Here is a 23,673-nt window from a genome sequence, read left to right on the forward strand (position 1 = left end):
GGTATTCTCAAGTCATCCTAATGAAAGCAGGTTTTACAGATGACTCAGACACCCTTGTTTCAAAATACGCTAACCACGTCCCTTTCGCCCGCACAGATTCGCGCGCGGTTGCTCGACTTGACCGACCTACCGCGCTGGAACCCGGCGATCACCCAGGTCACACCGACGTCCACTGGTAGCCACCTCACTCGCCAGCAGCCGGCCCTCAATCACAGCGAAGACGTCACCGTCACCACCACCGCGACCCAGGTCCAGTACCACAGTGTCGGCGAGCACCTGGCTTACACCTTGACGTTCACGCTGATGGCCACGCCGACGGGAACGCACCTCACGGAGGAACTAACCCTAGCCAATTCTGCCGCCCTAACCTATCTCCTGCGGCTCTTAGCCCCACTCACCCAAGCCGCCTTTGCCCGCAACCTGCAACTCCTGGTCGCGCCACTGCCGACAGAAGCCAATGCGGGGGCTGCTCATGACTAATTTACTAACGACTGATTGGCAACCACTCTTTCAGCAATTCCTGACGCTTTGGCTGATTGGCTGGGGGTTACGCGCCGGTTTGGTGGTCCTGTTGTTGGGCGGCCTGTACTGGTTCTGGCAACGGAAACGATGACTCGTCAAAAACAGGTCTGGAACAAAACATTCCAGACCTGTTTTTGATATCACCATTAAATGGGTGAAACGTGTGCCCAAAGGCAGCGGGTCGCTTAAAACTGCTAACCACCTTTCGGCCCACTCTTACTTATTTTTGTTACGACTCTGAAGCTTTCTTTTCCGCTAACCGTTGCCGTGCGGCTGCGATGATCGGCTGGGCCAAGCCTAACCGCTCTGCCAACCAGATGGCCTCACTATCCCCGACCTGGTGCAGCAACAAGCGATACGTTGGCTGCAGCGTCTGCGGGTCAAAGGCCATGGTGGCCGTCATGAAGGTCGGACAGTCCACCGCGTAGGCCTTGATAGCGCTAAAGTGGGTCGTGGCAATGATGGTGGCGTGTTGCTGGCGGAGGTACTCGATAATGGCAATGCTCAACGCCGAGCCCTCCTCTGGGTCGGTCCCACTGCCGATTTCATCCAACAGGACCAAGGCGTTGGCCTGGATATGATCGGTCATGTCGACCAGCGTCGTCATCTCGGCGGCAAACGTACTCAGCTGGGCCGTGATGCTTTGGTTATCGCCAATGTCGACCCAGAATTGATTGAAGACGGCCATCTGCGTACCAGCTGCGGCGGGCAGTTCCAAGCCGACCTGGACCATCAACGCAAACAACGCGATGGTCTTCAAGACCACGGTCTTCCCACCGGAATTGGCCCCGGTGATCATGAGACCCTGTTGCGAGTTGAGTTCGACGTCCAGAGGGACCGCATCCTTAAGCAAGGGATGCCGGCCCGCGACAATCTTAATATGCTGATCCGTATTTAACTCGGGGATGCGACTGGCTGTTTCCAAGCCGTACTGCCCGCGGGCCATGATCTGGTCAAATTGGCTCAATAGGTCCTGGTTCTTGGTCAAGTCGTCCCAACTGTTCAAAACGTCGCCCGTCAAGGTGACCAGTAGCTGGTAGACCTCGGCGCTCTCATCGGCAACCAGACCGGCCAACACGGCACTCTTCTTGGCGACCGTGGCCGGTTCGAAGAAGACCGTGGAGCCGGTGGCGGACTGGTCGATGATTTGGCCACTGAAGCGGTGTTTTTCGCTGGCCTTGAGCTGTACGGACACCCGGTCGTTGCGCGTGATCAGTCGCGTACTGCGCACGGAATGGGCGTGTTTTTGGACAAATTGTGTCAGTGCCGCCTGGACCTGTTGACGCTGTTTGGCCATTTGCCGGCGAATCTCCGCCAGTTTGGGTGTGGCGTCGTCGGCAATCTTGCCGTGGACGATGACGTGCGCCAATTGTTCCTGCAGGCCGCCTAGGTGACTGGCCGGCTGGAGCGCTTCATCCAGGTGCGGTGCCAGCTCCTGATGCGTGTGCAAGGTGGTCTTGAGCCGCTGCAAGTTGGTCAGAAATTCACTGATCAGCCCCAGTTGCGTGGCGTTTAACAGTAATCCCTGATCAAGCTTGGTCTGTAAGGCCGTCAGCTGGTCTAGGTCAAAGTACGTAAATAAGACGTTGTGGGCCAAGAGTCGATGAGCCTCCGCCGTGAGCGTCAATTGGTGCTTTACCGTGGCCAGGTCGGTCTGATTCGAAGTCGCCTGCAAGGCGTCGGCCGCCCGCTGACTGTGGGTATAGGTCGCCACCGTTTTTAAGATTTGATTCAGTTGCGTAATTTCTTTTAGATCCAATTTTTTCTCCTTGCGTCAACAGCCAAAACCCGGTCATTCAGGCAACCGGCTGTTAGGCGAATGCTTATCGCAAATTCTTGTGCGAAACGTTGCCGGACACCCCCCGGCGATGAGGCACAGACATAGCCGTCACTTCCTCGGTTAGACTTCCACTCTACCACAAGGGATTCGCTACGGGCAAGGGCGTTAACACGACGGCTCACCGACCTCGACCAGGTTGATCGCCCCAGCTAACCTGCGCGGCCGTCCCTAGCTTTGCACATTATTAGCAAGGTGTCACAATTCACGGCTGCTATTAAAATAATTGACAGGTCAGCCAAATTGTGGCCAGCGATTAATGCAGCTGCAACCGGTTGTTTTTAAGCCCCAGCCGTGGCCCATCGCCACCAGCCGTTAACTACTAGACACAATCTCTCTAACTGTCCGGTCAATCTACCCGCCAAATCGCTGAGGCTCCCCCACTAATGGCGACGATTCCGGAGAATTGTCAAAGTAAATATCTCACTATTAGCGGTTAGTATACAGACATCTCAAAATAAGCTAATCTCTCTAAGTCGCTGAATGGACCTGCTACTATAGAGTTGCAGAGAAGGAAATGGTTACTTAATCAAATACAATTAAGATGTTTTGATGGCTGACTTGGTTACGTATTTGACGGTCAAGTTGGCTGGTTCAGACTTGGCACAATTAGATTGGAGGAATTTATGATGATGAACATCAAGAAAATTATCAATCGTGCCGGCAGTAGTCTCGCTGTGATTGCTTTAGCTTTAGGTTTATCCCCAATGGTTGCCAACGCGGCTGGTCCTGGGACCGAAAGTAGTAACTTAACGACGGTTTCGACCGGGTACGCAGCCACTGCCACCAGTAACGCGGAGGCGATGTCTAACGCCCAATTCTCAGTGACAGGGGGGATGTTGACGTTGAACGCCGTACCAAACGTCTTACTGAGCAGTACGACTGTTAACGACCTGCAACAAACCACGCAAACCTTGAAGATGGCTTCTGGTAGTACGACTGTTGGGACCGGATACGATGGGAACAACAACGGTAACTTAAATGTTTCCGACTACCGGGGGACGCATGCCGGCTGGTCATTGACCGTTGGGATGGGACCCTTCACCTTACTGAGTGGATCCGCATCGGCCATTACCAACTCTTCGCTGAACCTCTTCTTCACGCAGGGTGCCTCTGATAACACGGAGACCCCAGCACCAAACGCTGTCGCTTTGCCACAGGGTACCGTGACCAACGACTGGATTGCTAACCCAGAAACCGTTTGGAACGCTCCTGCTCAGACCGGTGAAGGTAGCAACACTGCAACTTTGAATTCTGACGAAACTGATCTGCAAATCGGTAAGCAATCCAATGTTTCTGCTGGGACCTACGACTCAACGCTGTACTGGGCTTTGCAAGATGCTCCAACCGCAACTACGGCTGCTTAACGTTGATGTGATTTGATGACTAAGGTGGTGCTGACAATGAATTTGAACAGGTTTAAATGGTGGCTCGTAGCATTTCTGGCGCTGATCAGTCTGGTGGGCGGTGGCTCGCTGGTTTCAGCGCACGCGGCTTCCGATCCAGAATCGGACTTCGGCGTTACCCCGTTGCTGCCGAAGGACCAGCTTTCTAAAAAAGCCAACTACTTCGACCTCAAGGTACAACCCGGCAGTGCGCGTACGATCAAAGTGTCCGTGACGAATCCCAATAAGGCACCCCGGACGCTGGTGGTCAGTCCCATCAACGCCACGACTTCTGACAGCGGTCAAGCCGTTTATGTCCCATCGAACCGTACGGATTCTTCTGCGCAGACCACGTTTAAGGACATGACTTCTGGCCCCGTCACCTTGCATTTAGCGCCACGCCAAGGTAAGACCGTGACGTTTACCGTTCGGACCCCCGCCAGTGGCTTTACCGGCGAGGTTTTGGGTGGCCTCTTCGTCACCAACCCCAAGGCGCACCGTTCGACTTCTAGCGGTAACTTTACGCTGCAGAACCGTTATGCGGAAGTCGTCGCCGTTGCCTTGTGGTGTCAACCCAACCAGGTCTTACCGATCAATCTGAAATTGGCTAGCGTCACGGCGAAGAAACAAAATGGTCAACCGCAAGTCTTGGCCAAGTTGCGCAACGTCACGCCAGCCCTCTTCGGCAAGTTTGACGTCCACGCTCGGGTCTTAAAGACCAGTAGTCACCAGCAAGTGTTGACCAAGTCGTTAAAGAACGGCTCAATGGCGCCCAACAGTTGGTTTAACCTGGGCATTGGCTTGGGCAAGAAGCCGCTAGCTGCTGGTGAATACACGTTAAAGGTGCACGCCACCAGTGGCCAACGGGTTTGGAACTTCAGTCGTAACTTTACTATTTCGGCGAAGTTAGCCCGGGCCCACAATGAGACGTTGCATACGAAGCAACCGAACTACTGGTGGATCTGGTTGCTGCTCGCCATCCTGCTGGTAATTCTGTTATTGCTGCTGGCCTACTGGTTAGGCAAGCGTCGTTCTCAAGACGATGATGATAATGATGACGATGCAGATTTATCAGCTAAAGATGCCACCACGACTGACACGGACACCACTGCCGCGAAGTCCACAGACGAGGATCAATCCCATTTGAAGTCTTGACGGGAGGAATCATTATGCGAAATTGGGAAAGTTTCTTACGAGGCCTACTGATCAGTCTCGTCGCGTTGGTGGGCTGCTGGCTGGTTGCTGGTCCCACCGCCCACGCGGCGACCAGCGCCCCGCAAACACCAACGTCGCCTCCTACGTCGATTCTCGGGATCAACCTGACTGGTGGGTTTACCCAGCAACCCATTGATTCCAACGTCATTTCTGGACACAGCGTGACCCTTTCCGCTAAAGGGACGCGGAACATTTTGGAAACTGCGACCAACCCACTGGGCAGTCGGAAGTACGTCTGGTGGGAATCTACGGACGGTGGCAGTACCTATCAACAGGTTGGCACCAACAGTACGACCTACACGTTTACCGCGCCGGAGGTCACGAAAGACACGCCGCTCATGTTCCAATGTGAATATGATTTTACCGGACTGGGCCTCTTTTACAACGAATGGTCACGCATTGCGACGGTCACCGTCACGCCCGACCGGGTCCCCACGACCGATATTCAAGTCTCGGCCGACAGTAACACCTTATACAACGGCGAATCCACAACCGTGCACGCGACGTTAACGCCAGACAACGCGACCGACCCCGTCACCTGGACCAGCAGTAACCCCTCGCTGGCTTCAGTTGACGCCTACGGTAACGTGACGGCCGCCAACACGTCCAGTACCATGGACGGCACGGCTAACGACCACGGCACCGTCACCATCACCGGGACCAGCAATGGCCGCAGCGATTCTACCAAGATTACCGTCGGCGCGCTGCAAAACGTCACCGTCAATGAAGGCAGTGACGCGACGTTTACGCTGAATAATCTTCCCGACGGTATGACCGTGGCAAACTGGTACAAGGTCGATGACGGCACCACCACGGCGCTCAACTCGACCGCATCGAGTTACACCGTTAGCAAAACCACTGTCGGTGGCGACAATGGCACCGCGTACTACGCAACGTTGAACTACACCGTGAATGGGAGTACCAAGACGGTCAATACCAACGCGGCACTCCTAACCGTCAATAAAAGTGGCCTGTTGTCACTGACGGCGGTGCCTAACTTCAACTTTGGGAGTACGGATGTTGCTTCAGTCAGTCAGGACAATACCACCTTGGAGAACTTAGATGAAGCCACTAGCGGGAGTAATTACGACGGCAATGATAACGGTGAGTTAAGCGTCATGGATAGCCGAGAGACCGGGGGTGACTGGACGTTAACAGCGAGCCTGTCACCCTTCGCCCTTAGCGATGGTGACACGGGGCAGCTGAGCGCCGTAATCCTCGATCTCTATGACCCGACTGCACGGCTGGATGAAAACATTCCAGCGACGAATACCGCCACCAAGATTTATACGTCGAGTGACTACGATGGTCAGACCTTCGACGTGACCGACAGCCAGCTGAGTTTTGCGGCTGACCCGAAGATCACTGCCGGAGATTACCAAAGCACCGTCACCTGGACGTTGTCAGTAGCCCCTAGCTAATCACTAGTTTCGGTATCACTTATAAAACGACCGCGTCAGTTGGTTGGTCAACTGGCGCGGTCGTTTTTTGGTGTTAGCTAAAGGTTAAAAGCCGAAAATTAACGCGTTAATTACTGTAACAGCGGCGTTCTGACACCTAAATTGATGAAACCAAGTACCTGCGTCAGCCAGGGTTCCGCCTGCTCTGGGGAACACCTCCAGCCTGAGGAGCGGTCTTCCGGTTCGCTTGAAAGCCTGGCAAAACCGGCCAGTCTCTCAAGTCGTCCCGCGCTGTAGGCTGAGAAAGAACCTCAGCCAACATCGCCGACACAGCCGGCTCCACCCTGGCTGCCTCCGGCAAGTTGGTGGCTATCAGCGATACTGTGTTAATGATAGACTAGTCGTCAATGCCGCTATTATCTGGGGTTAAGACGACTGTTATGGCATGCACTAACATAGCCGAGAGTCCACCCCAGCAATCCAACGATAGACGGCCAGGTCGTATTGTGAGGCTGAAAACGACTATTTTTGACGCCAATCGTTACGATGAAACTCATGGCGCTAGGATTAATTGTTGACCACGTTATAGTGGCAAGCGACTGATTCAGGCGCCTGGTCTCACGAGTCTCAGTGAACAAGCCACCATTCCCGCAGCCTTACTTGCGAACCACCAAGGCGAACGTCAACGGAATCTGTGGCGCCCCCGCGGGTAACTCGAACCAGTCGCCGCGTTGGACCAGGTCTGGTAATGCTGGCCACTCCGTTCGCGGATACTCGCCCAGAAAAGCGATGTGCAACCCAGCCTGTAGTAAGGCACTGGTAATTTCCTGGAAATCATGATTCCAGTTGTGATTCGTGGTGTGTTTGATTTGACCGGCAGAATGGTCCGTGTACGAGCTATCACTCTCGTAGGTCGAGGCACCTGCGTTAAAGTAATCCGCGTGCACGTCCCAGGATGCAAAGTCCAACACGTTTAACAAGGGATGGTCGTCACGAATCAAGAAAGTCCCACCCGTCTTTAGCAGTGTCGCAATCGACTGGGCCCATTCCGTGAGCGTCGGCAACCAGGTGATGGTGCCCATGCTGGTCACGATAACGTCAAATTGCCGCTGAATCACCCGGTCGGCAAACCGTGCGTCACCGGCCACAAAGGTCAACGGGGCCTGGGCCTTAGTCGCAATTTCACGGGCATAGGCCAGTGACTGCTCTGAGAAGTCGAGTCCCGTCACGTGCGTTGCCCCCAGGCGCGACCAAGACAAGGTATCCGTGCCAATGTGACACTGCAGGTGTAACAAGTCCTGTCCTTGAACACTTTGGTGTGGCAACCAGGGCTTGAGGACGGCCAAGTCATGCTGGACCGTCGCCGTGATTTGCCTGCTATCGGCCACCAGTCCGGGTACGTCGTAAAAGTCCGAGTTCATGTGGACCCGCGCCCGGTCGTCCCAATTGGCTTGGTTGTCCGCTAAATCTCGTTGCGTCTCATCTGTCATTTTCCTCACCTCTTAGCTTCACAGTATACCCGATTTTATGGCGGTGTGGGGCAAACAACTTTGCCAAAACGTGTGATGATTTTGTGACGAACTTCTTAGGTTTTTCCTAATGCCGCCAAGAAACCTTAAAGCTCGCGGCAAAATGCCCCCCGGATGCACATTTAGGTGTAGGGTAGAACCATGTTAATCGACAGAACACTTAATCACACACTTGGAGGTGATTCGATGCGTTGGGAACCCTTATTACTGATCATCTTAATGGCTGGACTCAGCGGCCTGCTCATCTTGGCTACCGGCGGCAAGCGGCGTTGGTTGGCGCTCTTAGTCCTCGGCTATTTCACCGGCCTGGCCGCCATCCTCTTCACGCCCATTTCGTTTGACGGCACAGCCATCTATATCATGCCCGTGGGCATCGGTCGCGTGAACCTAACGACGCTTGACGTCTTCAACCTTGGCTTTTTAGAAAACATCGTCTTAACGATTCCGTTGGGCCTACTGCTTAAATGGGTCCTGCCCAGACTATCACTACTGGGCGTCGGCTTTTCCGGGCTGTTCTTCGGCAGCAGCGTGGAAACGATCCAATATGTCTTGTCCCACCACTGGCTGATCAACCGCAGCAGTGACATCAACGACGTCTTGGCCAACGCGCTAGGCATCCTCATTGGCGGCTTAGCGGTCGCGGTCGTCTACCGTCTCACTGCCAAGCACCCACAACACGCCCATCAGGTCACGGCCTGATGATTTCAAGACAACCTCTCAGTATCAAGCGGAATCAGTTGCCTGGTGGCACACGTTGCGGCTCAAAGCTCCCCAACCGTGCTCCGGTCCATTTTCGCCAGTCAACGTTACCAAAAATCCCGCATCACCCGGTTCAAAGACTGGATGGTGCGGGATTTTTTAATCGCGTTCGTTAACGGATGAAGCTTTGCCCTTGTTTTTCTTAAACACGAACCATTTGCTAAAGAAATAATTGGCCAGGACCACGACGACCTGGTCGACCAGCTTGGTGAGCATCTCGTTTTGCTGCAACAGAGACACCCCGGTCCACATGATGGCCATGTCCATGATCAACGTGGCACCCCGGGCCAAGAAGAAGGAGACGGCCTCATTGAACAGCGCCTTGACCGTCGTGAAATGGGAATGAAAGACCCACACCCGGTTGGTGACGTAGGCAAACAGCACGGACAAGAACCACGCCCACACGTTGCCGACCTGGTAATTCCAGCCCCAGAGGGTAACCGTCACGTAGAAGACGACCAGGTTCACCACCGTGGTCAGCCCCCCGAAAATCAGGTAGGCTAAGATGTCTTGATACTTTTTATATAATCGTATAAGTTGTTGCATGTGTTGTTCCTCCCTGGATGCTTATCTTTCCTCGTTATAATCGAAAATCCCCATAGACGCAAGCCAAGTGGCCGATTCCAAAGAAAAAGTTAAAGGTTCGGCCACTGCCCTTACCCTGGTGACTAGTTTGACTAGCGATGCGGGTTTGTGTTGGGAAGTTGTTGGGGGCTGTGTTAGTTATTGTAAGTTAAAGTAATTTATTTAATCTCCCCTGCAGCACCCCATTAAAAAACACCGCCCGGCTAACACCACGGCGGCGTTTGATCTATCAGTATTTTAACGATTTAAACGTTCTTGAATCTGCTGGATGATCCGACTATTTAACAGCCAATACAGCAAGACGATTTGAATCGGTGTCACAATCAGCTGCTTGAGCAACCGTAGCGGCAACAGGCTCCAAAACGGCGTCTGGTACATGATGGTCACCCACAAGGTATTTAGTAAGGCGTTGACCACCACGGCAATGATGACCGCCGCTGCGGCAATCCGTAGCCATGAGGCCGGCTGTCGGTACAAGAACAGCGCATAGATCAACGACCCCAAGATAGCTGAGAGCGTAAACCCGATGAAAAACGGCCCTCCGGTCATCAGCGTGCCGACCACGTCCACCACGGCCGCAGTCATCATCCCCCACCAGGGGCCAAACCACTTGGCCAGTAACGCCACGATCAGGAAGGTAAAACTAAACTTAATAAAGTTGTTCCCAATCGCGAACCGACTGATCACCAGTTGTAACGCCATCAACAGGCCCATGGTGACCATACTCAACGTATCCAGCTTCGGCAGCTGGGTTTTTGCTATCGTCTTCAATTCAGACATCTCCTAAGGGAGTTGCCACATTTCTGCGGTCAATGCGGAAATAAGATCGCGGGACACATTCCCTTCGTCCGGTGTTCACATTGCGTTCCACCAGCACTTGACGCCTTATTTCCTACTCCGTAATTTTAATTACAGAAAATAGCATACCATACTCACTGCCGACTTGCACGCGTTATGCGTCTGCCACTCTAAATAAAAGCGACTAGAACCCGCGACTTATCCGAGAATTAGTTGTTAAATGCTCTATGGTGGAAATTGGCCGCCTACCGTCTGCCACTAACTTCCGGCCAATACGTTGTTAACAGACGTTAACTTGCCAGAATCAGCCATCGTGAAACCCCAGCCGACGTTTGTCTCTGATTTCGCCAATTCCATGCGTTGATGCGCATTCTCACTTATACCCTGTGTGCATCTCACTTACCCTGTGTGCATCCCCGATAACCCAAAAATGCGCCCCAGGACAGCCAGTCACTAAAGAATGATTGCCATCTCGGGACGCACGCTGATTAGGCACGGTCGAAATCTTTGATCCAGGCTAAGGCCAAGGCCTTTTCGCCCAGATGGGCCCCAATCACGGGACCGAAGTAGGATTGTTCTACCGGAATTGCCGGGTACTGGGCCGCAATCTTGTTCGCCCAGGCCTGACCGCCCTCCGGATCATTGGCGTTGATGACCAAGGCCCGTAGTGGATAATCCACCTTGGCCTGGGCCTCCACGAAGAGTTGTTCCACGCGGGCCAACGCCTTTTTCCGGGAACGCACCTTTTCAAAGGCCACGATCTCGTGGGTCTCGTCGTCAAACGTCAACAACGGCTTGATTCGCAAGACGCTACCGATGAACCCGGAGGCATTGGACAACCGGCCGCCACGCACCAAGTTTTGCAGATCGTCGACCACGAAGTACTCGCCAATCGTGGACCGCAAGTCGTCTAAGCGCGCAATGATGGCTTCGGGGTCTGCACCCTTGGCAGCCATTCGTGAGGCCTCTATGGCCAAATAACCCATCAATTTGACCGTGATCTGTGAGTCATAGGGTATCACCCGGATATTTTCAATCGTCGGGGCAATATTTTTCAGCTGATTCACAAAACCGGAGATGGTGCTGGCCAAATGGATACTGATCACCGCATCGTATCCTTCGGCAGCCAAATCGTTGTATAGGTTGATCATTTCCCCTAATGGCGGTTGGGACGTGCTGGGGAACGACTTGGAGTTTCTCAAGCGTTCGTAGAATTCACTAGTGGTAATATCAACATCTTCATCGTAGGAGCGACCATCCATGATCACCGGAATTGGGACAACGTGAATGTGATACCGCTCAACCTCTTCTGCGGACAAATAGCTGGTACTATCGGTGACCACAGCAATCTTCATTTTTACACCTACTTTATCTTTTCATTCGTTCACCTAGGATAACATAAAACTGGCGCAACGCCTAGGCATTGTCCACCGCGGACTGGGGAATCCGCCAGAAAATAACCAAACCCAAAATAAATAACAGCGACAAGGAAGCCGCGCCAATCCGGGACTGCCCGGTCCATTGGGTCACGATGCCGACCAGCACCGGCCCCAAAACGGCGGAAAATTTTCCTAAGATATTATAAAAGCCAAAGAACTCACTGGAACGCGCCTTAGGGACCAGTCGACCAAAGTACGACCGGGACAAGGCCTGAATCCCCCCTTGACTGGTACCGACCAGCACGGCCAACAGCCAGAAGCTACCGACCGTCTTTAAATTAAGCGCCGCGACACAAATCAATAAGTACATGATAATGGCAATCAAGATGCCCAGGCGCGTGCTGGTCTTGTCGGCCAACCACCCGTACAGGATGGAAAAGGGAAAGGCCACCAGTTGAACCACCAGTAAAACGACGATCAAGGTGGTACTGTCGATGCCGATGTCTAAGCCGATCGACGTGGCCATGGTGAAGATGGTATCGACCCCATCGATGTAACAGAAGTACGCGAGCAAGAACCAGGCCAGATACTTGTGCTGGCGAATGTGACCCAGCGTGTGCCAGACCCGCCGCCAGCTTTGCTTCAATGGTGCCTGCGTGACGGTCAAGGCGTGGCGTTGGTGGACGTTTTGTTGCAGCGGGATAAAGAACACCACCCACCAGATGGCGGCCAGAACAAAGCCCCAGCGCGCCACGGCGGTACTCGACAGCTGACCAAAACCGTGCGTTAGCTGTAAGACCATAAATAAAATAAAGGCAATTACACCGCCCAGGTAGCCAAAGCCATAGCCGACGCTGGACAACCGGTCCATTTGCCGATCATCGCTGACGTCGGTCAAGAAGCTGTCGTAAAACAGGTTGCCCCCGGAATAGCCCAGCACCGATAAGATGTAGACCACCAGCAGCCACTGCCACTGATCGGTGGGCAAGATGGCCAGGCCCAGCGTCATAACCATCCCCAACGAGGCAAACCCCGTCAGTAGGCGTTTCTTAAAGCCCTGATAGTCTGCTAATGCCCCTAAAAACGGCGCGAGCAAGGCGACTAGTAGCGTGCCCACACTGTTGGCATAGCCCCAGTAAGCCGTCGCGTTGGCCGCAGTGACCCCAGCCGCTTCGGCGATTCCCTTAAAGTAGATCGGCAAGACAGCAGTGGTCACGATGATGCCATATCCGGAATTGGCCCAATCGTACAAGACCCAACTCCACTGTTCTTTAGTCAATTTCATGAGAGGCCCCCTTTAGTGCCGCGGTCAACACGTGACCCGGCAACGGTTCGGGGAACTGCACCCCCAACAGCTTAGCAAAGGTCGGGGCCTCATCGATCAGCCGGGCCTCGTCGAGCGTTTGTCCCGCCACGACGGCCGGACCATTCAAGACCAACGTCGTGAAGTAATCCGGCTTGTCGGGATCGTAGCCGTGAACCCCGTGGTAGCGATCCGGTTGTCCCAGACTTGCGGGATCCACCGCTTCCACCACGGCCGGCCGCTGGGTCTCATCCGTGAAGTAATATCCCGCCTGCGCCTCGACCATAAATTGGCAGTGTGGGTCCGCGCCCCGTTTCGCCGCTGCGGCCCCGTCAATGACTTGTTCGACGCCCTCAGTTGCTGCTAACAGGTGTCGCAGGGTCTTGGTATCGGCAAAGTTGCGGGTGTAAATGTACGTACAGCCGTCACAGGACTTGGCCCACACGTGCCAGTCAGGCTTGACCGTGCCGTTAGCCGTTGGAGTCAACCACCCCTTTTGGGCAAAGGCCTGGTTCAAATGGATCATGTGATCAACGTTGATCTGGTAGTGGTCGCCCAAAATGGCAAAGTTGGTCTCGCCAAAGGTCCCGGCAGCAATCGTGGCATCGATCAACTGACCGACGCGCGCATCCAAGCGTTTCAAGGCCGCCATGGCCTCCTCGGAGCGTACGCCGTAGCGGTGCCGCATACTATCCATGTCAACCAAGTGAATCAGCGTCAACCAGGGCTGACGGGTCTTTAAGGTGTCCACCGCACACGCCGTAATGAAGTCGTCTAACTCGGGCTGTTGAATGCCGCGCCGCAAGTGACCGTACTTTTGGTTCATCCGCAAGAGAAAGGCCGGACTGCTGGCCTTCAAGGACACCAGCACCTGGTTGGTCCAAATGCGGTTCGGAAAGATCTCTGCTAAGTTATACGTAATCTTACTGCCGGCAGTCACGGGCCACAGGAAGGCCGCCGTCTTGCGGTGCCGTTGACGGACCAGGTCGTAGAGTGTCGGCACCTTCACGTCGCGTTGATACCAGTACCAATCGGGCGATGGCCGCTGGGACTGGAGCTTGGTGTTGTTGATGATGCCGTGCTCCCGCGGATATTGACCGGTGATGATCGTCGTGTGCGACGGGTAGGTCAGGGTCGGATAGATGCCCCGCACCCGCCGGACCCGCGTCCCGGTCGTGACCAAGCGGCGCAGGTTGGGTAACTCGTCGAGATGTTCATCCAGATCTCGACTGCCCAGTGCGTCTAATGAAATGATGACTAATCTGTGCTGAATAGGTGCTCACTCCTTAAAAATGCAAATTGACAAACGGCCAGGTCGAAGCGGTGAGCGAGTAAAGTTGGCAATCTCTTCTCCCGTCAAGGACACCCGCCATTTTCACCCCGCGTCTTGGTAACCTCCGTGGAGATTATCCCTTGACCATTCGTTGCCGGTCCATACTCTTGTCCAGCCGGTTCAATAAAATCTGTAAGAGGTTGCGTTCATCCGTGGACCAGTGTTCAAAAACGTCGTCTGACAACGCCTCAAAGGCCGTATTGATATCTTCGGCCGTCGCCGTGCCCTGTTCCGTTATTGTATATACCAACTGACGTTTGTCCCGGCCAATGGCTTTCTTGGTGACCATGTTCTTAGTCACTAGTCCCTTAAGTTGACGACTCAAGGTTGAGGTATCTAAATTGGTTTTGGCGGCTAAAATTTCTTGGGTGTTTTCACCGCCACCGATATGGTCTAGAAGCTGCCATTCGGAAACGGTCAAGTGATGTTGCTTAGTCATGCGCTGGAGCAACGTTTGTTGAACCTTACTAATGCCAATCAAGGCTGCTAAACTTGACTTCATGGGGTCCTCACTCCTTTTGATTGTATTGTACAACGATTTGGTTGTTGACCACAAGTAGCAATCTGGTGATTTTGACCGATTTAATCGCGAAATCCGAATGATCTTCTTTGCACTTCCGCGATCAGGCCGGTATACTTTAACTTGTGCCGTTTTTTTCGAATTCAAAATAAATCTATTTATAGAAAGGTGTTGTTCCGCGATGTCATTTGATGGTTCTTTCACCCACGCCATGGTCCACGAGCTGAGTCAAACGCTCACGACCGGCCGGATCAGTAAGATCAACCAGCCCTACGCCAACGAAATCGTGTTGACGGTGCGGGCTAACAGCCACAATTATCCCATCCTGTTGTCGGCCAATCCGACTTACGCGCGGATCCAAGTCACCCAGATTCCGTACGTCAATCCGCCGGTCCCCACGAACTTTACCATGATCCTGCGGAAGTATTTGCAGGGCGCCATCCTCAAGGAAGTCAGTCAGGTGGCCAACGACCGGGTCGTGCATTTACACTTCACGTCTCGAAACGAACTGGGAGATCAACAAGAACTCCTGTTGATCATTGAGATCATGGCGCGCCACAGCAACGTGATCTTGGTCGACAGCTCGTCCATGAAGATCTTGGATGCCATTAAGCACGTCGGTTCCGATCAGAACCGCTACCGGCTCCTGTTACCCGGGGCCCAGTACATCCAACCTCCTAAGCAAGACCTCAGCGACCCGTTTGCGGGGGCCCGTGATGACCTGGACCAAACGATTCGGGAATTTCCCAACCAAGAGGTTCTCGCCCACGCCCTGCAGCAGCAGTATCAAGGCTTAGGCAAGGATACGGCGGCCGCCTTAGCCGCCAAGCTCCACGAAACTGGCGACCACGCCACACAATTTACGGACTTCTTCGCCGGCTTCGATCAGCCGCAACCCACGTTAGCCATCTCGCCGAAGAATAAGACCAGTTTCACCGCCTTTCCGTACCCCACTGCCGGCACGCAACAGTCTGCCGCCACGTTGAGCGAACTCCTGGACACCTACTATCAGGACAAGGCCGAACGGGACCGGGTCCAACAGCAAGGCAGTGTCTTGATTCGGGTCGTGCGTAACGAGCTCAAAAAGAACCGCACCAAGCTCAAGAAGCTCCAAAAGACGCTGGCGGCCACGAAGAATGCCGATGAGTACCGGATCAAGGGTGAGATCTTAACGACCTACCTGAACCAAGTCCAACGGGGGCAAACGGAAGTGTCCCTACCGAACTTCTACGATGACAATAAGCCGCTTAAGATCAAGCTGTCCAACCAGTTATCCGCTAATCAAAACGCCCAGAAGTACTTCAAACGCTACCAAAAGGCCAAAAACGCGGTCACCTACGTCAACGAACAGCTCAAGATCACCCAGGCCGACGTGGACTACTTCACCAACATCATGGCTCAGATCGAACTGGCGGCGCCTAAGGACCTGGTCGATATTCGCTTGGAGCTGCAACAAGGCGGTTATTTGCGGGACCACGACCACCAAAAGAAGGCCAAGAAGCAACGCCGGCAAAAGGTCAGCAAGCCAGACCGCTTCACGGCCAGTGACGGCACCAAGATCTCTGTCGGGAAAAACAACCTGCAAAACGATCAGCTGAGCCTGCACACGGCCAAGCGCACCGACATCTGGCTGCACGTGAAGGACATGCCGGGGTCACACGTGATCATTCACGCCGACCACCCCAGCGACGCCACCATCATGGAGGCCGCTAACCTGGCCGCCTACTTCTCCAAGGGGCGCGACTCCAGTAACGTGCCCGTCGACTATCTACCCGTCAAGCGGCTACACAAGCCCAACGGTGCCAAACCCGGTTACGTGATTTTCACGGGTCAGCGTACCGTGTACGTGACGCCGCAAAGCGATTTGGTCGAAAAATTAGCGGATTAAGCCACTATTTGCTAGATACAACTAATTTCAATTCTAAAAAACGCGTCGCACCATTAAGTTGGTACGACGCGTTTTTGTTAGTTACAAGTTGTTTAATAGCGGTAAAAAGAGTCGCTTGCCGCCTACCGTCCGCCAAAAATGAGTTGGAACGCTGGGACAGGTCAAGCCACAGGACGGTCTCGATTCCTCGCCTTGAACCAAAGGGTACGTCCCTAAATGGCCTCATGGCCGAAACGTGCACCAACAGGCAACTGGTTCCGCTTAACCGCCCGTTGGTGCACTCTTGCTTCTTTAAATCGTCCGATTAATGATCTGGTCCAACTCGGCGGTGTCACTCAGGTTGGTCAGCGTTAACGCCTCGCTTGACCCAAAGGCGATGGTGGCGCCCACCTCCTGGTCCGTGCTGCCGGGGCGGTTCAAGACGTGCAGTTGGCGGAACGGGAAGGCCGCGTTCATCAGGGCCACGCGATTGCTATTAATGTCGATGGTAATTTTGGCCAGCTCATCGTCATCCAGCGTGCCAATGTGTTGCCGCGTTAACATGCGGACCCAGTTGACGCCCGTGACCTTGCTCAAAAAGGCCATCTCCGTCAACCGCGTCGGCCGCACGCCCACCACCTTGAGCTGCGCAGAATCAGGACCCTTAGGAGCAAATAAGACCTGGATCATCCCCGTCACCTGCCGCTCACTGACGGCTTGTTTGGCCGCCTCGACCAGGTTATTGCGCTTGGCCTTAGGCAGTTCGGCCGGCATGCGAAAGGCCGTGACCTGGGACAAGGCCTTGTTCATCCCCGGGGCGATCATGTCCATGACCCCGACGGCCACCTTCTGCTGACCATGAACGAACAGGCTGACGCCAATCGTCGCCATCTTGGGCGCGGGCTCACCGGTCTCTTGATCTGGCGGCAAGACATGCAGGTTCACGTCATCGAGCTTGCCCAATTCACGCGTCAGGTAGTGCCGGTTGCCCGGGACAATCACGATGTCCGGGTGCTCCACTTGAATCACGTTGAGCACATCCCCCAGCTGAATCGGGTCGACGTATTGCTTGTCGGAAAATTCTGGTGCCACGCCCACCGCGTTGGGATTGGTGTTCATCAAAATCGTGTGATAACCGGCGCGCTTCAGCTGCTTCAACATTTCCGTGGTGAAGTATTCCGCCGCGGAATTAGGCCCTAACTGATTGCCGCCACGGCCCAAGACCAGTGCGGTCCGGTCGCCCAGCGGCTGACTTTCGTTTTCATACTCGAAGGTACTGTAGTAACCACTCAGGTCCTCGGGAAATTCCCCCGCGGTCGGTTCGATCATCTTGTAGGTCGGCATGATCTTGGCACTGGCAGACAATTGCCGAATCGCGGCGGTGTCCGTTTGCCAGATGCGGGCGATCATCCCGTCCCCAAAACCAAAGTAGCGGGCGCGTTGGAGCACGTCGACGTCCAGCGGATGGCTTTGGATCTGTTCTTCAATCGTTAACAAGTGTCGTAATTTGACGAAATAGTAGTTGTCGATCTTGGTCAATTCGCTCAGTTCGTCGGGCGCGTACCCCCGCCGCAGTGCTTCGATCAGCACCAAGATGCGGTTGGCCAACGGGTGGATCAGCTGGCGGATCATTTCACCGTCGCTAAGATTGCTGACGGACGGCAAGACGTCTCGCGGCGAGAACTGCGAGCTACGGACCGACTTGAGCATGGCCTCTTCTACGGAACGACCAATGCCGACCGTGGAGCCCACCGCCTTCATCACGGTGTCCAAATGCTGGTCGGCGTCGGGAACCTCTTGAAACGGCCACAGTGGGATGCGCACGCTGACGTGGTCGATCGTGGGTTCCATGATGGCCGTTTGCTTGGTGAAGCGGCTCGGCAATTTCACGTCGACCAGGCGTTGTCCCAGCAATAAGGCCCCGGTCACCAGCGCGATTGGGTAACCCGACGTCCGGGCCGCCAACGCCACGCCTCGTGAGAAGTACGGCGCAATCTTGGTGACGTAGAAATGTTGATTATCCGGATTGAGGGCAAAATGGAGGTGTAAGACCCCCACGATACTCAGCTCCGCGGCGATGCGAAAGGTCACGTCGCGCAAGTCTTGGTACTCGCGGTCGTTGAGCGTCTGCGGGGGGGCCACAACGATGGAGTCCCCGGAGTGGATGCCGATGGGATCGACATTTTCCAGCCCGCTGATCAACACGGCGGTCCCGGCACCGTCGCGGACGGCCACCATTTCAATTTCCTTATAGCCGACCACGCTGCGCTCCAGGGTGCATTGGTCAAAGCGTGACTGCTGGAAGCCCTGGTTCAAAGCCGTCACCATGTCATCGACGTTTTCACAGATGGTCCGGTTGGTGTCTAGGCGCGGGGCGACCGGCTTGACGATCAGTGGGAAGCCAATCGTGTCGACTAACCCCATGGCTTCATCGACGGTCGCCACGATCTGGGCCTCGATGACCGGCTCGTGGATCTCCTTTAACGTCGTGTTCAAGGCGGCCGGATTGTTGATCTGACGCAGCGTTGACGCGGGCATCCCCAGAATCGTGATGCCATAGCGGCCAATATCGCCATTTTCAATCAGTTCTTGGGCGATGCGAATGCCCAGCAATCCCCCCAGTGACGGCAAGATGGCGTCCGGCTGGTCTTTTTCAATGATGTGGCGGACGTTAGCCGTCGTGACCGCCTGGACGTACATGTTGGTCGGCTGGATCTCTTCTAAGGCCACCGAAAACGGGTTGTTGTCGATAATCAGCGTGCGGACCCCGTGCTTTTTAAATTCGGTAATGATCTGCACGGTGGCACTGTCCAGCTCCGTTTCATGGCCAATCTCGGTCGGTCCCCCGCCGATGATCAAGACTTTTTGAATATCATTCAAATTTGGCAAGTTTATCCCTCCCGGCGTGCTGTCATAGCTTCCATAAATTCATCAAATAAGTCGCGGCTCTCGTGGGGCCCCGGGGCGCCGTCCGCAAAGAACTGCACGGAAAATGCCGGGTAATCCCGGTGGCGCAGACCCTGCACGGTCCCGTTGATGAGATCGACGTAGGTGGTGATCAGCCGATTGCGGTCAATGGACTTGGCGATGACCGCGTAGCCTTGCCCCTGCGTCGCGTAGATGATGTCGTTGGTGATGATCCGGCGAATCGGGTGACTACTGCCGTGATACTCGACCGGCAGCATGGTCAGTTCCGCCCCGTTGGCCAGGGCAAATAATTCGTGCCCCAGCCCAATTGCAAAGAGCGGAATCTCGGCTTGGACCGTGCGAATCATGTCTAAGACCCCGTCACCCAGATCTAGCGGCGAGCCCGGTCCGGTCGACAATAACACCCCGTCCGGATCCAAGTTCAAGACGTCTTGGGCGCTGGCCGTCCACGGTAGGACCGTGACGTTGCACCGGCGCTCCGACAATTGCCGCAAGATCCCGTGCTTGAGCCCAAAGTCGATGACCACGACATTTTTACCGGTATCCGGGTTGGGATACGGCTTGGGCGTGGCCACCTGGTCCACTTGCCGGTTGGTCAAGACCGTGGCGTTCAGTTGGTCAAAGGCGTGCGCATCGGCCACGTCGACGATACTGCCCTTCATCGGCCCGTCGACGTCGCGGAGCTTACGGATCAAATGCCGCGTATCGATGCCACTGATACCGGGAATGTTGTGTTGCTGGAGAAATTCATCCAGCGATAGCCGCGACAACCGGTTGGTCGAGATATTCGTGACGTCTCTGACGACCATCCCCTTGGCCGTGGGCAAAATGGATTCATAACTATCGTGGTTGATGCCCACGTTACCAATGGCCGGTTGCGCAAAGATAATGATTTGGTTGTGATAGATTTGATCGGTAATCGTTTCTTGATAGCCTAACAGATTTAAATTGGAGATGACCTCTCCGCTCGTAGTGGCGCCGGCACCAAAGCCCTCACCGGCGTAGGCCGAGCCGTCTTCTAAAATTAAATAGCGTTTTGCCATGCAAAATCGGCCCCTTTACCCGTTCTAAGCTTGTTGAATCTCCACGGCATCCCGGTCGTCGATCTCACTGACCGATACCTTGATCCGTTCTCGTTGCGAACTCGGAATGTTCTTGCCCACAAAATCGGCTCTGATCGGTAATTCGCGGTGCCCGCGATCGACCAAAACGGCCAAGTTGATACTGGTCGGCCGACCGAGATCCATGATGGCACTCATGGCCGCGCGAATGGTCCGGCCGGTGTACAAGACGTCGTCGACCAAGATGACCTTTTTGCCTTCGACCGAAAAGTCGATGTTGGTGGCCGTGACTTCGGGTTCGCCCTGGGCATCGTGATCGATGTCATCGCGATACGGGGTCACGTCTAAGTCACCCACTGGGACCGAGACGTTCTCTAGTTGCTGCAAGCGGCTAGCAATCCGTCGCGCGAGGTAGACCCCCCGCGTCTTAATGCCTAAAATGACGAGATCGTCGACACCCTTATTGCGTTCGATAATTTCGTAAGTGATTCGGGTCAGGGCCCGTTGCATTGCCATTGCGTCCACAACTACCTTTGCCATCTGTATTTCCTCCTTAAAATTTTCACGGCGTTAGCGTAAGTGCAGGAAACGGGCGCGTTTCTTCGGCAAAATGGTGAAGAAACCCGCCCGCCTGATTCGGCAAACCCGTTTATCTTTGTGTTTAGCTTAAAAAAACTAGATTGCTTTGTCAACCGGTAATCCGGCTTGTTGGCGTAAATGTCGGACCGCCTTGGCAAAGTTTTCCGGCACCGGGGCCCTAAAGGTCAGCTGCTCGCCCGTCGTGGGTTGCTTAAAGCCCAGTTCCCGTGCGTGGAGAAATTGCCCGGCGCCTTTCAACGTCTTCTTGGGACCGTACAAGGGGTCGCCTGCGACCGGATGGTTGATGTAGGCCATGTGGACGCGAATTTGATGCGTCCGGCCCGTTTCCAAGCGACAGGCCACCAAGGTGTAATTGCCGTAGCGTTCCAGTACCCGAAAATGCGTGATGGCCGGTCGACCATCCGCCACGACCGCTTGTTTCTTGCGGTCCTTAGGTGAACGGCCCAGCGGCGCGTTGATGGTGCCATTTTCTTCCTTGAAGTTGCCGTGAACGATGGCCACGTATTCCCGCAGATTGGTCTTGGCCTGAAGTTGCGCCGACAGACTTTGGTGGGCGTGGTCATTTTTAGCGACCATCAGTAGGCCCGACGTGTCCTTGTCGATACGGTGGACGATGCCCGGCCGCAGCGTCCCGTTGATGCTGGACAGTGGGCTGTGGTACAGCAGGGCGTTGACCAACGTGTGGTTGGGGTGGCCTGGTGCGGGGTGAACGACCATCCCCTGGGGCTTATTGACCACCAGCACGTCGTCGTCTTCGTACACGATGTCTAACGGGATGTTTTCCGGTTCTAAGTCCAGCGGTTCCGGATCCGGCAAGGCCACGTGAATGGTCGCACCGACCTTGGGCTTGTCCTTGGGCTTGGCGGCCTGTCCATCCACCGTGATCTGCCCGGCCTCGATGGCGTTCTTTGCCTGGGAGCGCGAAATCGTGGCCACGTTATCCGCCACTAATTTATCCAACCGCTCCGTTGTCGTCACTTGAAATTCTGATTCTTGCATTAATGAGCCTCCCGGCGATCGGTCACATACACGCCGATCGCGATTAAAATCACGCCGACCGTCAAACAGCTGTCGGCAAAGTTAAAGATGGGGAAATTGATGAAGTCGAGCTGAAACATGTCGACCACGTACCCCTGTGTCAAGCGATCGATGAAGTTGCCCAGGGTCCCGGCCATCATCAAGGCCAACCCCAGTTCTTCGATCCAGTGGTCCCCCTGACGCCGATACTGCCAAAAGAAGTACCCCATGATGCCCAGGGCAATCACGGCGATCACCGTAAAGAACCACATCTGGCCCTGTAAAATACTCCAGGCCGCACCATTGTTGCGCAAATGGGTCAGTGACAGGAGCCCGGGAATCAAGGGGTGCTCGCCCCCTAAGGCGATGTTGGCCACCACCGCGTGCTTGATCCACTGGTCAATGACCACCAGTAGCACGATTAAAAGTGTATCTGCAATCAGCATAAAGTCCGGAACACCTTTCCTATAAGTCGTTACCGAAAAGTATACCAGAAAATGGCGGCTTTCGGCGGTTTCTAGCTGAGAAAAATAATTTGGTGGCGGTGTTTTTTTAATTTTGCCTAAGTTCTGCATGCCGGGTCACTAAAGCTGGGGAGATTTCGTTCGTAACCGTCTTAAACCAGCTTGACAGCGCTGGCACAAAGTTTCATAGTGACCTTACAAACTGGAGGTCTTTTCATGGAATTTAACGTTCAACGCGACGGCTTAACTCTGGCCGGCATTTACGAACCCGCCGACCAGCCAACCGGCACCATCGCCATTTTGATGCACGGCTTTACCGATGACCGGGGCTACACGTCTTCTGCCCTATTGGTCCAGTTGGCGGCGCGGTTGCGAGCCATTGGCGTGGGCACCGTGCGGTTTGACTTCAACGGTCACGGCCACAGCGACGGCCACTTCGTCGACATGACCGTGTTAAATGAGATTGCGGACGCCCAGGCTGTCTTAACGGCGGTCCAAACGCGCTTGCATCCCCAACGCATTGATTTGCTTGGCCACTCGCAAGGCGGGGTCGTCGCCAGCATGTTGGCCGGCTACGCAGCCGACGCCATCCACAAGTTGGTCTTGCTAGCCCCGGCCGCGACCCTAAAGGACGACGCCATTGCCGGCCACACCCGCGGATTGGTGTACGATCCCCACCACATCCCGGCCACCCTACCGTTGAACGATACCCTGACGTTAGGTGGCTTTTACTTGCGCACGGCCCAGCTGTTGCCCATCTACGAAACGGCGCAGGCCTTCACCGGTCCCGTGTGCCTGATCCATGGCGACGCCGACCAGATTGTGGACCCCATCGCGTCAAAACGCTACCACGACGTCTATCAGGACAGTACCTATCACCTGTTGCCCGGCGCCAGTCACGGACTGGACGGCCAGGCGCGGGCAACGGTGCTGGACCTGGCAACGGCCTTTGTTCAAGATTAAAAGCTATCTCATGTACTAAAAGCTAGTGGAACGCATCGCTTCGATGGGGATTACCTGGCAGCTAACTTAGCCACCATCCTCGTAGTTTGAACAGCTTTTATGGCTGTGTCAGAGTTAATCAATCACCTGCTGGAACTCGCAATTGACGTAGATAACTGCCCTTGTCAGCTCAAAATTGGCCTGCGTAGCAATCTTTACTGACAAGTCA

General features: G+C 54.7%; 21 protein-coding genes and 1 riboswitch. Of the genes, 8 read left to right on the top strand and 13 right to left on the bottom strand.

The features are described 5' to 3' along the window. The first annotated feature begins 39 nt into the window (after window positions 1-39). Together EGT51_RS06175 and EGT51_RS12940 are read left to right on the top strand one after the other, a co-directional pair. A complete protein-coding gene (locus tag EGT51_RS06175; RefSeq protein ID WP_135367886.1) occupies window positions 40-480 on the top strand; it encodes an SRPBCC family protein in 441 nt (146 codons plus the stop codon). Further along, the gene (locus EGT51_RS12940; RefSeq protein ID WP_167850158.1) at window positions 473-613 is read left to right on the top strand and encodes a hypothetical protein; all 141 of its coding nucleotides are present in this window, start codon (window positions 473-475) and stop codon (window positions 611-613) included. Before EGT51_RS06175 ends, EGT51_RS12940 begins: the two co-directional genes overlap by 8 nt. A 138-nt stretch (window positions 614-751) precedes the next feature. On the opposite strand, the gene EGT51_RS06180 is transcribed toward EGT51_RS12940, so the two are convergent. Then, entirely contained in the window at window positions 752-2,281 is a 1,530-nt protein-coding gene (locus EGT51_RS06180) for an endonuclease MutS2 (protein ID WP_135367887.1), read from the bottom strand. Window positions 2,282-2,985: 704 nt separating this feature from the next. On the opposite strand from EGT51_RS06180, the gene EGT51_RS06185 reads away from it, so the two are divergent. The 3 genes from EGT51_RS06185 to EGT51_RS06195 are packed head-to-tail and all read left to right on the top strand — an operon-like array spanning window position 2,986 to window position 6,380. Continuing rightward, window positions 2,986-3,726 carry a WxL domain-containing protein gene (locus EGT51_RS06185; protein ID WP_225428688.1) on the top strand — a complete coding sequence of 247 codons (741 nt, stop codon included), beginning with the start codon at window positions 2,986-2,988 and terminating at the stop codon, window positions 3,724-3,726. 36 nt (window positions 3,727-3,762) lie between these two features. Continuing rightward, on the top strand, window positions 3,763-4,899 hold the full coding sequence (locus tag EGT51_RS06190; RefSeq protein ID WP_135367888.1) for a DUF916 and DUF3324 domain-containing protein: 1,137 nt from the start codon (window positions 3,763-3,765) through the stop codon (window positions 4,897-4,899). Window positions 4,900-4,913: 14 nt separating this feature from the next. Beyond that, window positions 4,914-6,380: an Ig-like domain-containing protein gene (locus EGT51_RS06195; protein WP_135367889.1), complete on the top strand. Its 1,467-nt coding sequence runs from the start codon at window positions 4,914-4,916 to the stop codon at window positions 6,378-6,380. A gap of 635 nt (window positions 6,381-7,015) precedes the next feature. Here EGT51_RS06195 and EGT51_RS06200 read toward each other — a convergent pair. Further along, window positions 7,016-7,849, bottom strand: a complete 834-nt coding sequence (locus tag EGT51_RS06200) for a class I SAM-dependent methyltransferase (RefSeq protein WP_135367890.1) — start codon at window positions 7,847-7,849, stop codon at window positions 7,016-7,018. 225 nt (window positions 7,850-8,074) lie between these two features. On the opposite strand from EGT51_RS06200, the gene EGT51_RS06205 reads away from it, so the two are divergent. Beyond that, on the top strand, window positions 8,075-8,587 hold the full coding sequence (locus EGT51_RS06205; RefSeq protein ID WP_135367891.1) for a VanZ family protein: 513 nt from the start codon (window positions 8,075-8,077) through the stop codon (window positions 8,585-8,587). Between the two features lie 159 nt (window positions 8,588-8,746). Here EGT51_RS06205 and EGT51_RS06210 read toward each other — a convergent pair whose 3' ends face one another. The 6 genes from EGT51_RS06210 to EGT51_RS06235 form a co-directional block, all read right to left on the bottom strand. Then, window positions 8,747-9,193, bottom strand: coding sequence for a GtrA family protein (locus tag EGT51_RS06210; protein WP_135367892.1), 447 nt, complete (start codon window positions 9,191-9,193; stop codon window positions 8,747-8,749). 276 nt (window positions 9,194-9,469) lie between these two features. Continuing rightward, window positions 9,470-10,012 (bottom strand): folate family ECF transporter S component, encoded by a 543-nt coding sequence (locus tag EGT51_RS06215; RefSeq protein WP_135367893.1) that lies wholly within the window; start codon window positions 10,010-10,012, stop codon window positions 9,470-9,472. A 24-nt stretch (window positions 10,013-10,036) separates the two neighbouring features. Continuing rightward, window positions 10,037-10,134: riboswitch (THF riboswitch) on the bottom strand. Window positions 10,135-10,518: 384 nt separating this feature from the next. Continuing rightward, entirely contained in the window at window positions 10,519-11,385 is an 867-nt protein-coding gene (locus tag EGT51_RS06220; protein WP_135367894.1) for a DegV family protein, read from the bottom strand. Window positions 11,386-11,446: 61 nt separating this feature from the next. Further along, window positions 11,447-12,694 (bottom strand): MFS transporter, encoded by a 1,248-nt coding sequence (locus EGT51_RS06225; protein WP_135367895.1) that lies wholly within the window; start codon window positions 12,692-12,694, stop codon window positions 11,447-11,449. Next, a complete protein-coding gene (locus EGT51_RS06230; RefSeq protein ID WP_135367896.1) occupies window positions 12,681-13,985 on the bottom strand; it encodes an alkaline phosphatase family protein in 1,305 nt (434 codons plus the stop codon). Before EGT51_RS06230 ends, EGT51_RS06225 begins: the two co-directional genes overlap by 14 nt. A 133-nt stretch (window positions 13,986-14,118) precedes the next feature. Continuing rightward, window positions 14,119-14,547: a MarR family winged helix-turn-helix transcriptional regulator gene (locus EGT51_RS06235; RefSeq protein ID WP_135367897.1), complete on the bottom strand. Its 429-nt coding sequence runs from the start codon at window positions 14,545-14,547 to the stop codon at window positions 14,119-14,121. Window positions 14,548-14,746: 199 nt separating this feature from the next. Here EGT51_RS06235 and EGT51_RS06240 point away from each other — a divergent pair, with 199 nt between their 5' ends. Continuing rightward, entirely contained in the window at window positions 14,747-16,453 is a 1,707-nt protein-coding gene (locus EGT51_RS06240) for an NFACT RNA binding domain-containing protein (RefSeq protein WP_135367898.1), read from the top strand. 291 nt (window positions 16,454-16,744) lie between these two features. Here EGT51_RS06240 and EGT51_RS06245 read toward each other — a convergent pair whose 3' ends face one another. The 5 genes from EGT51_RS06245 to lspA form a co-directional block, all read right to left on the bottom strand. Beyond that, complete coding sequence (locus EGT51_RS06245) at window positions 16,745-19,321, bottom strand: carbamoyl phosphate synthase preATP-grasp domain-containing protein (protein ID WP_135367899.1); 2,577 nt, start codon at window positions 19,319-19,321, stop codon at window positions 16,745-16,747. A 2-nt stretch (window positions 19,322-19,323) separates the two neighbouring features. Continuing rightward, window positions 19,324-20,403 (bottom strand): carbamoyl phosphate synthase small subunit, encoded by a 1,080-nt coding sequence (locus tag EGT51_RS06250; protein WP_135367900.1) that lies wholly within the window; start codon window positions 20,401-20,403, stop codon window positions 19,324-19,326. Between the two features lie 24 nt (window positions 20,404-20,427). Beyond that, window positions 20,428-20,961, bottom strand: a complete 534-nt coding sequence (gene pyrR / locus EGT51_RS06255) for a bifunctional pyr operon transcriptional regulator/uracil phosphoribosyltransferase PyrR (RefSeq protein WP_125576944.1) — start codon at window positions 20,959-20,961, stop codon at window positions 20,428-20,430. Between the two features lie 135 nt (window positions 20,962-21,096). After that, window positions 21,097-22,020: an RluA family pseudouridine synthase gene (locus tag EGT51_RS06260; RefSeq protein WP_135367901.1), complete on the bottom strand. Its 924-nt coding sequence runs from the start codon at window positions 22,018-22,020 to the stop codon at window positions 21,097-21,099. Further along, the gene (gene lspA, locus EGT51_RS06265; RefSeq protein WP_135367902.1) at window positions 22,020-22,484 is read right to left on the bottom strand and encodes a signal peptidase II; all 465 of its coding nucleotides are present in this window, start codon (window positions 22,482-22,484) and stop codon (window positions 22,020-22,022) included. Before lspA ends, EGT51_RS06260 begins: the two co-directional genes overlap by 1 nt. Window positions 22,485-22,718: 234 nt before the next feature. Between lspA and EGT51_RS06270 the strand changes: the two genes are divergently transcribed. After that, window positions 22,719-23,465: an alpha/beta hydrolase gene (locus EGT51_RS06270; RefSeq protein ID WP_135367903.1), complete on the top strand. Its 747-nt coding sequence runs from the start codon at window positions 22,719-22,721 to the stop codon at window positions 23,463-23,465. The last annotated feature ends 208 nt before the right edge of the window (window positions 23,466-23,673 follow it).

The organism is Levilactobacillus suantsaiihabitans (genome assembly GCF_004745505.1).
Lineage (GTDB): Bacteria > Bacillota > Bacilli > Lactobacillales > Lactobacillaceae > Levilactobacillus > Levilactobacillus suantsaiihabitans.

Excerpts from the sequence above, each read along its gene's own strand:
- EGT51_RS06210 (WP_135367892.1), bottom strand. The coding sequence starts at position 9,193 with ATGCAACAACTTATACGATTATATAAAAAGTATCAAGACATCTTAGCC.
- lspA (WP_135367902.1), bottom strand. The coding sequence starts at position 22,484 with ATGCTGATTGCAGATACACTTTTAATCGTGCTACTGGTGGTCATTGAC.
- EGT51_RS06225 (WP_135367895.1), bottom strand. The coding sequence starts at position 12,694 with ATGAAATTGACTAAAGAACAGTGGAGTTGGGTCTTGTACGATTGGGCC.
- EGT51_RS06185 (WP_225428688.1), top strand. The coding sequence starts at position 2,986 with ATGATGATGAACATCAAGAAAATTATCAATCGTGCCGGCAGTAGTCTC.
- EGT51_RS06250 (WP_135367900.1), bottom strand. The coding sequence starts at position 20,403 with ATGGCAAAACGCTATTTAATTTTAGAAGACGGCTCGGCCTACGCCGGT.
- EGT51_RS06220 (WP_135367894.1), bottom strand. The coding sequence starts at position 11,385 with ATGAAGATTGCTGTGGTCACCGATAGTACCAGCTATTTGTCCGCAGAA.
- pyrR (WP_125576944.1), bottom strand. The coding sequence starts at position 20,961 with ATGGCAAAGGTAGTTGTGGACGCAATGGCAATGCAACGGGCCCTGACC.
- EGT51_RS06175 (WP_135367886.1), top strand. The coding sequence starts at position 40 with ATGACTCAGACACCCTTGTTTCAAAATACGCTAACCACGTCCCTTTCG.
- EGT51_RS06240 (WP_135367898.1), top strand. The coding sequence starts at position 14,747 with ATGTCATTTGATGGTTCTTTCACCCACGCCATGGTCCACGAGCTGAGT.
- EGT51_RS06270 (WP_135367903.1), top strand. The coding sequence starts at position 22,719 with ATGGAATTTAACGTTCAACGCGACGGCTTAACTCTGGCCGGCATTTAC.
- EGT51_RS06205 (WP_135367891.1), top strand. The coding sequence starts at position 8,075 with ATGCGTTGGGAACCCTTATTACTGATCATCTTAATGGCTGGACTCAGC.
- EGT51_RS12940 (WP_167850158.1), top strand. The coding sequence starts at position 473 with ATGACTAATTTACTAACGACTGATTGGCAACCACTCTTTCAGCAATTC.
- EGT51_RS06195 (WP_135367889.1), top strand. The coding sequence starts at position 4,914 with ATGCGAAATTGGGAAAGTTTCTTACGAGGCCTACTGATCAGTCTCGTC.
- EGT51_RS06215 (WP_135367893.1), bottom strand. The coding sequence starts at position 10,012 with ATGTCTGAATTGAAGACGATAGCAAAAACCCAGCTGCCGAAGCTGGAT.
- EGT51_RS06235 (WP_135367897.1), bottom strand. The coding sequence starts at position 14,547 with ATGAAGTCAAGTTTAGCAGCCTTGATTGGCATTAGTAAGGTTCAACAA.
- EGT51_RS06260 (WP_135367901.1), bottom strand. The coding sequence starts at position 22,020 with ATGCAAGAATCAGAATTTCAAGTGACGACAACGGAGCGGTTGGATAAA.
- EGT51_RS06190 (WP_135367888.1), top strand. The coding sequence starts at position 3,763 with ATGAATTTGAACAGGTTTAAATGGTGGCTCGTAGCATTTCTGGCGCTG.
- EGT51_RS06200 (WP_135367890.1), bottom strand. The coding sequence starts at position 7,849 with ATGACAGATGAGACGCAACGAGATTTAGCGGACAACCAAGCCAATTGG.